5 protein-coding genes are annotated in these 10873 nt (G+C 47.3%); 4 read left to right on the forward strand and 1 reads right to left on the reverse strand.

Features of this window, described 5'->3' with window-relative positions:
• Positions 1-108: 108 nt before the first annotated feature.
• Positions 109-897: an archaetidylserine decarboxylase gene (gene asd, locus BM412_RS01835; protein ID WP_091213140.1), complete on the reverse strand. Its 789-nt coding sequence runs from the start codon at positions 895-897 to the stop codon at positions 109-111.
• A 154-nt stretch (positions 898-1051) separates the two neighbouring features.
• On the opposite strand from asd, the gene BM412_RS01840 reads away from it, so the two are divergent.
• The 4 genes from BM412_RS01840 to BM412_RS01855 all read left to right on the forward strand — a co-directional run bounded on the left by BM412_RS01840 (position 1052) and on the right by BM412_RS01855 (position 10688).
• Positions 1052-1342 carry a hypothetical protein gene (locus BM412_RS01840; protein WP_091213143.1) on the forward strand — a complete coding sequence of 97 codons (291 nt, stop codon included), beginning with the start codon at positions 1052-1054 and terminating at the stop codon, positions 1340-1342.
• 108 nt (positions 1343-1450) lie between these two features.
• On the forward strand, positions 1451-2641 hold the full coding sequence (locus BM412_RS01845; protein WP_091220090.1) for a glycosyltransferase family 4 protein: 1191 nt from the start codon (positions 1451-1453) through the stop codon (positions 2639-2641).
• 487 nt (positions 2642-3128) lie between these two features.
• The gene (locus BM412_RS01850; RefSeq protein WP_091213145.1) at positions 3129-4052 is read left to right on the forward strand and encodes a copper amine oxidase N-terminal domain-containing protein; all 924 of its coding nucleotides are present in this window, start codon (positions 3129-3131) and stop codon (positions 4050-4052) included.
• A 597-nt stretch (positions 4053-4649) separates the two neighbouring features.
• The gene (locus BM412_RS01855; protein WP_143111547.1) at positions 4650-10688 is read left to right on the forward strand and encodes a hypothetical protein; all 6039 of its coding nucleotides are present in this window, start codon (positions 4650-4652) and stop codon (positions 10686-10688) included.
• Positions 10689-10873: the final 185 nt, after the last annotated feature.

Here is a 10873-nt window from a genome sequence, read left to right on the forward strand (position 1 = left end):
AAAATAGCCACGCTAGCAACCGTTAAAATTCTGTTCATGAAGCATAAAAAAAGCTGTCGAGAATTTCTCGACAGCCTGACGACAGGAACAGGTCCTGTCGCTTTGTTTCTATGAAGTGGCAAGGGTGCCAAGCTTCTCGCCCATGCGAACTTTAAGACCTGTCTTGAGATCCGCACGCGGGATGAAGCTATCATCCTCGGTCAACAGCACGACGGTGGAACCGAACTCGAAGTAGGCGAGATCTGCGCCTTTGTCCATTCGTTCCTGAAGAGGCAGCACATATTTGATACTGCTGACATTCATTGCGCCAACTTTCACGATGGCGGTCTCTGCATTGGCATGACGCATATAGGTAATGAGCCTTTCATTGCGGCTCAGCACGCGGCGCATATGGCGGAGGCCGAAATCGTTGACGGGATAGACTTTGCCGAGTACATGCTCGCGTTCTACAATGGTGCCTGCAATTGGCGTATGTATGCGGTGATAATCGGTTGGACTGAGGTAAAGCACCATGTAGTAGCCATTCTTGTAATTCTCCATACGGGGAGAGCGGTTGAGCAGTTCTTCGATGGTGTAATCCTGGCCTTTAACATTAAGAATCGTGCCTTGCTCTATCGGACCGCAGCCTGTAATAAGTGCATCAACCGGGCTGACAAGCGCAGCTGGGTCTGCATCAATTACGCGCGCGCCGGGCTTCAAGCGCCTTGTGAAAAACTCATTTAACGTAGAATAGTCATGCAGCTGTTTCTCGGCTTCCTCTATAGCGATCCCGTACATGCGGGCGAATCTTGGAATAAAGCGCCGGCTTGCGGGCGACTGTGCAAATCGACCGGTTATTTGCGAAATCCATTTGCGCGAGCTAAGCTCAGTCATGGATCGGAGCAGCCAATTGGTCATGCCGGTAGTTCACGTCCTCTCTGGAATAAACGGGGGTTTATCATGGTGGTCTTCGACTAGTTTGACATATCGCGACTCATTTATCAATAGAGTTCACCGGAAGCATGTTTAGGAGCGGAATAGGTATGCAAATACTGTCATATGAGGTGATCGTATGACAGGACTGGTGCTCGTTGGAGCGATTATTGGTGGATTTGTATTAGCAGTACTGCGGGTCAAGTACGATGTTTTTCGTAAAATCATTGACGGGCTGGCGGTCTTAGCCTATCTGGGCTTCTTCAGCATTGCTGCGAACAGCGTGGCGCGAACGCTGCTTGACGATACCGTATTTATGACGCAGGTGCATGAGGTGCTGCTGAGTCCGATTTTTCTGGTGAGCGGTGCTTATTTGGGGCCGTATGGATTATGTATGCTGCTTCAGCAGGTGTGGAGCAGACAACGTTAAGTTGGATGCAGCGGAATCGTTGGAATGGGGCCTCTGTCGGAGTCAGCGAGCGAACCTTGTACGTATGATAGGAGAAGCAAGCTGTTGAAAGAGAGGCGGGCTTCGTTCATGGCTAAAGCTAGAGCCAAAATCGCATTTGTGACACCGGGTACGTATGTGCTGCCTTCTCAGAGCAGCAGTTCCGTGGAGCGTGTTGTAGAGAAGCTTGTGCCGCTGCTTGTTCCTCGTGTGGAAGCCTGTATCTATGGGAGATCAAGCCGGAAGCTGGAGAATAGGACGATGCTTGGCGGCGCGTCCGTGGTTCGATACCCGGCTCATAATAAACGGCTGTATTTGAAGCGGGTTGGGCAATCCATCCGCACTCACCAGCCGGATTTGCTGCAAATCGAGAATAGGCCGCATTATGCCTTAAAGCTTAGAAGACTGCGGCCGCAGAGCAAAATATGGCTGAACCTGCATTCCTCGACTTTTATCCGTAAACAGGCCATTAGCAGCGCGCTCCTTACTCGGAGTTTCCGAGCTGCTGATCGCATTATCGTGAATAGCGAGTATTTGAAAGAGGACGTTGCCGCTCGCGTGCCGGAGTGCGCGGATAAGCTGCATGTCGTTTATCCCGGCGTCGATACGGAACGTTTTCCATCGCAGTACTCCGTAATGGGGGCTTCTCGAAGGGCTCAGTTGCGGAATGAACGCGGTTGGTCGGGCAGAAGTGTCATCGTGTTTATGGGCAGGCTGCTTGCAATCAAAGGGGTTCACCACTTGCTGAAGCTGATGCCGAAGCTTGTGCAGGAGCATCCTTCAGCGCTGCTTGTTATTGTAGGCGGTGCGTTCTACGGTTCGAAGCGTACTACTGCTTATGTGAAACAACTCCGACAGCTCGGCCGGAAGCTGAAAGGTCATGTGAAATTCGTGCCTTATGTACCTTATTCCGAAGTGCCGAGCTGGTTCCTCGCCGCCGATGTCGCTGTAGTGCCGTCCGGGAAGCGGGAGGCTTTCGGCCTTGTGAACGTGGAGGCAATGTCCTGCGGTTTGCCAGTCGTCGCGACGCGGGCAGGAGGAATGAAGGAAATTATCGAGGATGGCGTAACCGGCTATCTGGTCAATCCCGATGATGTGGTGGATGAAATGCGGGAGCGGCTGCTGGAGCTCCTGCGCGATGATCAACTGCGTATTCGGATGGGGCGTAAGAGCCGGGAGCGGGTGGAGCAGCATTTTACATGGCAGCACTCGGCGGAGCGCTGGTTGGAGCTGTTCCGAGATTCACAGATGGAAAGCGATGCTGAGGGGCGTTCGGAGTAAATTTAGACGATGAAAATAAAACTGTAAAATTAAGGTTGAAAAATGTCGAACTCCCCAGTAAGATAGGAAGTAGCAAAAGATAGATGTTGGTAGGCAGCGACGAAGTACGCAACGTACCAAAAGTATAGAGACGACATGCAGGAAGCACCTGCTTGCGGCTGATTATTCAGCTTGCGAGCAGGTGTTTTTTTTGCATGGTTTATATGGTAGATAATGATAGATTTTTATCGTCGACTTATGTTGAATAGTGGTAGAATATGTTAGTTCCAATGAAGCGGCGTAGTCAAATTCAACTTAGAGGAGTGTTTGGAATGAAGATGTTTTATTCGCTCGTAGTGTTAATTATGTTGATGGTTATTTCATTAGGCGTGATGGGAATTGTGCAGGCTAGTAATGAAAGTACGCGGATACCGCCGGAGGATAGAGCAGGATATAGCTTTGAGAACGAGTAGTGAGATTCACTAGAGCCACAAGGAGATGTTAATAGATGAAAAAGCTAGTTGTCGTATTCGTAATGGTGTTATCGATGGTTTTGCCAATCGGTGCTGCGAGTGGAAATCCAAAATCGGCGGTGAAGATCGTGACGCCGGACCTGCCCGTTGAGGTGCTGTACAACGCCAGAAAAATAGGTTTTGATGTGCCACCCAAAATGATAGAGGGTACAGTAATCATTCCGATTCGTTATGTATCTGAGAAGCTTCAGGCGAATGTAGCCGTTGAAGGAAAAGTGATTTACATAAGCAAAGGAGATAGAGAGATTCAGCTCACAATCGGATCGAAAGCAGCGGTTATGAATGGGAAGAGAGTAACGCTTCAACAGCCGGCTAGGGTGGAGAAGGGGCGTACGCTGGTGCCGATTAGGGTTGTCAGTGAGGGGCTTGGGGTTGTGGTGGAGTGGGACGCGGTTAATCGATTTGTTTGGATTGGGAGTAAGGATGTCCCATTACTTAGCGATGTAGTTAAGCCTGTTGATTTTAAGCTTTTTAGAGACTATTACAAGAATGGACCAGCGTACCTTATGGACGGTGGCTTTGGAACTTACACAAATGCTACTGTCGTGAATCTAAATGATTTTCCTTTTATGAATGGAATGAATACGTATTATAGGTTCGATATTGTTAACGATCAAAATAATAAATTGTATTTTCAAACCATTAAGAAGACCGGTGCTACTTTAAATGCTAATTATTACTTTTTGTCCAAAGGTTTAAAGCCTGTTGTTAGCTACGGACTAACTTATCTTACGAGGATACCTGTTAAGGGTACTCACATTTATTTTAACGATTCATCGAAATTAGATGAGAATGTTGATTTTAAAAATAGCAAATTTGATTATATCGATCTAAGTGATGTTATTTATTTTGGTGATGGAAAAAGCAGTGTGATTCTTATTAAAAATCCCTGGAGGTAAGTTGTATTGAATAAACGTCTTAAACAAACTATTGAATTAGTTGGAATCATTTCTCTGCTGATTGCATTAATACCAAACAATTTTATTAGTCAAGTGTCTGCTGACAGTGCTAACTCTAGTATTACACCAGTCAGGGAGAAGGAAAGTTATCCAAGCGGTGATTTTCTCAATTCTAATAAACGTTATGCTGTAGGTTTTGTTTATGAGGATATCTGGTCTGACTCTACTGGTGGTAACTGGAAACCTGATGCGAAAGATGCAGTTGGTGTTTCAATAACCAATTCTTACTCATTTTCTTTCCCCGGTAGATCAATCAAATCTGTAAATGTTAGTAGATTTACTGGTTCATCTAGAGAGCAGTTTTTTTTTACAGAATCAAGGGCAGGAGTCTCGTGGAGAACGTATAGAGAGTGGATTGGAAATAACCCATCAAATCCAATAACTTCCTCTATGTCTCCAATGGGAACTAGTGGGGTTTCACTTTCGGTTACCTTAACTGGTGATTTAACGAGTACCAACCCGTATGATATCAAAATTCAGGATAATGTTTGTTCTAACTGCTCGGAAAACGTGAAAGGTTACCGGTATTTTTTTCCTGTGCTGTTTACATTCGAACTTAATGGCCGTCTGGAAGTTCATCACTATACAACAGATGGCACCAATATCGACAGTTCTTTCCCTGATCAATCAACTAATTTGACAAGCAGCTCGAACACAACCATTCCTGCAACTAATCTCGATTATTCTTATGTTGGCTATAAGAAAAGTACCGAGGCACCACCATCCGGGGGAACAATTACTGCTACCACCCCTCCGACAATCGTCTATGATGCTACCTACGATACTTATTACCTCAACCTGTATTATACAAAAAAGTCCGAAGGTCAAGGACAAGCTATCATTAAACACTATTCTACTGAAGGACAAAGTCTGGATTCCGTCTTCCATGATCGTACGGATACTCTTATCAAGAATTCGAACTATGCACCTGCTCATCCAACTGCAACAGGATTTAATTATGCAGGCTACAAGAAAACGACCGGCGGAACAGCGCCGGATCTGAACCCACCTTACATAAGTGGCGATTATTCGATTAGTCCGTTCCTTGGCAATTTTGATACGCTCCATCTCTACTACCTCTACGATGTTGTGAGCGCTGGCAAAATCCATGTGCGGCATATGGTCCGCAACGGTCCTACTGGGGCTTATGCGCAGCAGGGGGAGGCGGAGTTGATCCCAATTACGACTCTGCCTCACTCGCGGGCTATAGGAGCTAATTCCGACTATGGCATCGTGCAAGGTAGAAACACTTCCTATGTCGCTTTCTCCAACACGGTTACGTCTGGTTCGAGCGCTGGTGTGTCGCTTACTGCAGCTTTACCGGAAGCGTTTGTCAGCTTCTTCTACGAGAAGCCGATCGTTCGGCCACCCGGAGATAATCGCCCGCCGGAATTCAAAATCGGATTCGTTGATCCGAGCAATCGAAAAGTACCGCTAAATAAGGTAATAGAAGGTAAAACGCTCGATCTCATCTATATTGATGATCCATCGGTACCTACCCCAAACGATCCGGATGGTGACCTGCTGACATTTATGGGGTTTGATTATGGCGCCGGGAATGCCTTTATCCAATCCATCCCATCCAAGAGCGTCGAATACCTGGATGGACAGCATGGTCTGCCAATGGATTCACTTGGCTACCATTTTGTCTGCGGGCAAATGAGAGATGATTATGGGGCAACGACAAAAGCTTGTACCTTTATTGAGGTCGTACCGAAAAATCCGATACCTGTCATCGAATGCCCGCCATCTGTCATTGCAAATCATCCACTGGCTGCCGGTGCGATAAACAGTACGGGGAGTAGCAGTCCAATGGGCCGCACAATAAATCACGCGAGAGATGAGTGGACCAATAAGCAGACAAGCTATACGAACCCGACTGCGTCGGATATAACGATTACGGTTTCCTTGCATGTCTACGATAGTGAGGGACTAAAGTCTCTCTCGCCGGCAACCTGTACAATCATCGTAAAACCAGATCTGCCGCCAATCGCGAAGCTTATCGTGCCGCCGCTATCGGTCCGTGGAACGCAGCTCGATATCGTCAACCAATCGACGAGCCAGGACGGCGATGCGATTACGGCCACTGCTTATAAATATAAGTATGATGCCAATAATAACGGATTTTCAGATGAGGCTTGGATTGAATCCACCGGTACGATGGCCAACATGCAGCTTACGCCTACAAAGGTCGGCAAATACCTGTTTTATCTGAAAGTTACGGAAGAGTACGGCGCATGGGATGATACTTTATCCGATGCACAATCAACAGTGATGCTCGACGTCGTCAATAATGCGCCGGAAGTGTCATTTGAGATGGAAGGGAATAACCCGCAGCCAGACCTTGATCCTTATACGCGACTAAACCTGACTGACATGCTAAATTGGCCGATCTATGTGCCAGGCACGAATACCCTTGTAAACAATAAGAAAAACCTGTGGAGAGCTGAAGGAGCCAATCTCGTGAGCGGGGAAGGACGAAACTTCGGAAATCAAAAGGCGGATACCTACGTTTACGATGTCACTCGCTTCAGCACTCGTATGCTAAGGTGGGATGCATACCCATTACAAGACAACGGATACGGATCGAACGAATTGTCTCCTTGGCGTTCTACTTTAAAGTCCAATGTTGTAGCCAATTTGCTGGATGAAAAGAATAATATGTTGAGTTGGTATAACTACGAGTTTCCAACAATTCGGTCGTCCAAGAAGCTCATTTATTTTGATCATCATGATACAACCTATTATTACGATTATGATAGACAAATTGGGACCTACACGTACAATGACCGCATTTACGCTCTTGATTCATCGAAATTATCAAATGTCGTTGACTACTTCGACGGTCCGTCAGTTAAACAAAAATATGAGAGCGGTCAGCACCCTTATAAGTTTATCCTGAAAGCAGATAAGTCCAGAACTGCAGATGTCGTGTATAATGACGTACCTTATACGGGTGTGACCTTGTCTCTATCCCAATTGACAGATTATGAAATGTCAGATGGATATTTGTTTGTGAAGCGTTATTGGAAAGGGTACGTTAGCGGTAAAACAAGGGACTTTTATGATATTGGGGTCTACGATGCCCAAACAGGTGAAGAACGTTACAGTTCATTTGATTTCCCTGAGTTTAAGCAAGCCTTGTCGGATAGCGGGATCTATAACGTTCCTTCAATACAAATCATCGGCTCAGAGGGGCGGAATTTACTTGTAGCGAATAATAGTGATTCGTATGCGGGTTATTCTGCAACACTTAAAATCGGTGAGTCTTATCAAAGTATGTACTACTTATCGCCAGACTTTAAGTTGACGAAGATACCGTCTACTTTTAATATGCCGGCACCCCATTCGCAGTATTACAAAGATAGGTACGCGAGTGCGACAGAAGCAGAGAAGAAGCAATGGGGTTACGGATTTCTTGAAGAAATGAGAGATGCAACAGGTGCTATCTATCGATATGAAGCGCTAACCTATAGCGGGAGTGTCTACGAACTAAACGTAACCAAATATAATGCGGACTACTCCCTAGCTTGGAGGAGGTATATCGGAGATACATTGTCTGGCAGCAACCTGGGGATTACGAACGCGAAATCGTTCTCATCCGCCTACTATTATCCTGAAATTAAAGGCGGGTTCTTTTTTAATCCGACGAAGAAGGAGCTCTACGCCAAGGTGTATTATGATCACGTGGCCGAAGGCAATGTTTGGCCGAATACATATGAAGCTGTTTACGTGCTGAATTCCGGGACCGGAACGCTTAAGAAATTGGTTGATGCACAGGCAGGCGATGACTTAACCCTCTATCACTATGGCGATTTTGGCTATTCCGGTTCAATGACGCAGTTTTCAACCGATTTTGGAGGTAACATCATTCCGAAGGGCAGGCAATCGTTTACGATTGACGGCTATCGAACAAGTAATTCACTCGGCGACGGATCAACATGTGATGATTATCCGTTGTATTACACCAGATTTGGTACGAATACGGTATATGATGCCACAGGTAATCCAGTGGGAAGCATTCAAAAGGGATGTAACTATTCGGATGCGGAATACGGTGAATATGTGGGAGATGGCGTCTACTTATCGCTGTCTCAGGCTGTCCCTAACTACAATGGCAATTCGAATGCCAGTACAATGCGCATGACAGTCTCTGTCGGCAAGCCAACGACCAGTCCGGCGGTAATTCGTTCGTTCACGAACGGCCAGTTTTACTCGCCAACCTCTCAATCTGATACGGAATATAAATTCAGCTTCAAGATGGATGATGTGGATTATGATCATGAATGGCTTGGATTCTCATTCCGCATGCAGGATCGGCAAAATGGTTACGCGCTGGAAACGGACGCTAACAAAGTCGAGCTTGTCATGTACAAGAATGGCGTTCGGACGGTGCTCCGCTCACAGAACTATGCCTTGCTTAGCCGGAAGTCGTACGCGGTCAAACTTCAGGCCAGCGGCGAGCATATTGCGGTATTTTTGGATAATACACCGCTGTTTGAAGTGGATGACGCTATTTATTCCAGCGGGCGTTACGGGTATTTCTCGAACAAGGCATACACCACCTTCGGCACACTCGCCTATAAGCCCATCGCCACAAATGACGTATGGTCAGACCAATATGCGATTTGGGACGAAGGAGAAGCCAAGGCTCAGGTCCAGTACAACAACATTCAGTTCACCGATCCCGAGAATGATCCTGCCGCAGGAGGTCTCTACGATTGGACGGTGCAGCATACACCGCGTTTTATTCAGCACCAAGGTGCATCTGTCTTGAATAATAAGACTTTCCACAATGCGCAGCTGACCTTTGATAAGGTAGGGGACTATCTGGTGAAGCTGAAAGCGAAGGATGATCCGAATCCAAGCTATCTCTACCCGGATCATACGTTTGATTCGTATCGGAAGTCTTCGAATGAATTCACCCAGAAGATTACCGTTCATCGGCGGCCAATAGCAAATTACGCGCTCGCTATAGCATCGACAGACGGTAAAGTGATTTGGACCGATAAGAGTTATGATCCGGATCGTTACTTGAGCAGCACGGACTATTCCACGGAAGCAACCGGTATCGATTATAAAGCGACTAAAGGCGTGATGGAGAAGAAGTTTTATTACATCACGCCGAGCGGTACCTACACCGCTGCGAAGCTTGTATCGACTCAGGAGATCGGTACTTACGAAGTCGGGATGGCCGTGCGCGACGAATACGATGCTTGGTCGGAATGGACGATCGTTACGCTGCCGATAACTAAACCTGCTTCGCCGAACTCTCCGCCGAACCCCGGTTTCACAAGTAGTCATATCAATACCTTTCGTGGGGTAGCCATTAACTTCGATTCGTATGCAAGCGATACGGAGGATGGCAATCGAACGGAGCTGCTCCATGAGTATTATTTGAAGAATGTGACTACAGGCAGTGCCGAAACCTTAGTAAGCGGCTCCCGGACGAATTGGAATAAGTCGTTCAGCAGCTTAGGAACGTTCATGATTCGCCAATTGGTAGAGGATACGGCCGGAGCTGCAGCACAGTTCAGTTTGCAGGTAAATATCTCAAATCAGCTCCCTAGTGCGAATGTGGCAAATCCCACGAGCAGCGATCAGAACACGCCAACGAAGCTGGACGTCTTGCGGCCGAATTTGACTTGGACGTATTTCGATGCAGACTCCGACGGGCAAACCCAGTTTCAGATGAAGATCTACCGATATGGCGGAATATTGGTTCAAGAATCCGGAGTGATCCCAAGTTCAGGCGTAATCTGGACTCCATCGACCAATCTTCCGGAGAAGGTCAATCTGTACGTAATTGTCCGTGTGTTCGATGGCTATGATTGGAGCACGTACAGCTCGCCTAAGTATTTCTATATCGAAACGAACAAGCCTCCTACCGGGGATTTTGACTGGCAGCCTAAACCTGTCTTTGAAGGAGACAGCATGACACTTACGCATGTGATTGCGGATCCGGACAAGGATCACTTGGACGTACAGTACACAATAACGGATCCTGCGGGAGTTAGTCGGACATACAATTACAACGGAGACTATCCTTACACCACAACCGGTCCGAGTATCAGAGGTGTACTGCCAGGCGTTTATACCATTCAGCTTACCGTTGCCGATGGCAAAGCTCCTCCTATTATCGTCCGCAAATCCATCACCGTGCTGCCGCTGTCAGTCAGCGGGCAAGTGAAGCATACAGAGCTATGGGAGGAGCGTCGCAAGGCGAGCAATCGCGAAATCAGCGGGAATGAGAACAGTCCCCGCGCTTACTCGGTCTATTGGGCAGGGGAGAAATTCATGTTGTCTGCCACAACGACGGCTACCGGAACCGCGACGATCGCCGATCAAGTGAAGGTTACGATGAACGGGATGACGGTTACTCTTAGTCCGACCAATGCAGCAAAGACGACTTGGACAGGGGAGATGTGGGAGGAGAGCTTCGAGGAACTGGGCGATGGGCCGCTGACGTTCACGTTCAAAGCCTTCTACAATAATGGTACAGTCAAGACCGCGAATGTGACGATCACGATTGCCGGCGATGTGCAGCAAACGATAGGCGTTCATCGCGTGCAATAAGTGTACGCATGCAGCAAGCGCTTTTTATGTACTTCGTGCAAAGAATTTGGACAAGGCTGCTCCCTCATGGGAGCAGCCTTTTCGCGAATGCCCTCCTCGTTTAACGACATACGGAGCTCACCCGCCAACCATGTCCCAAGGATTCCGAACAACGAATTAATCCGAACGTTATCAAGGCTCCCGTG

Origin of the sequence: Paenibacillus sp. BC26 (genome assembly GCF_900116125.1) — a bacterium.
In the GTDB taxonomy this organism is placed as follows: domain Bacteria; phylum Bacillota; class Bacilli; order Paenibacillales; family Paenibacillaceae; genus Paenibacillus_Z; species Paenibacillus_Z lignilyticus.

What these genes read in the sequence shown, in the direction of transcription:
- asd (WP_091213140.1), bottom strand. Translation starts at nt 897, where the DNA reads ATGACCAATTGGCTGCTCCGATCCATGACTGAGCTTAGCTCGCGCAAA.
- BM412_RS01840 (WP_091213143.1), top strand. Translation starts at nt 1,052, where the DNA reads ATGACAGGACTGGTGCTCGTTGGAGCGATTATTGGTGGATTTGTATTA.
- BM412_RS01845 (WP_091220090.1), top strand. Translation starts at nt 1,451, where the DNA reads ATGGCTAAAGCTAGAGCCAAAATCGCATTTGTGACACCGGGTACGTAT.
- BM412_RS01850 (WP_091213145.1), top strand. Translation starts at nt 3,129, where the DNA reads ATGAAAAAGCTAGTTGTCGTATTCGTAATGGTGTTATCGATGGTTTTG.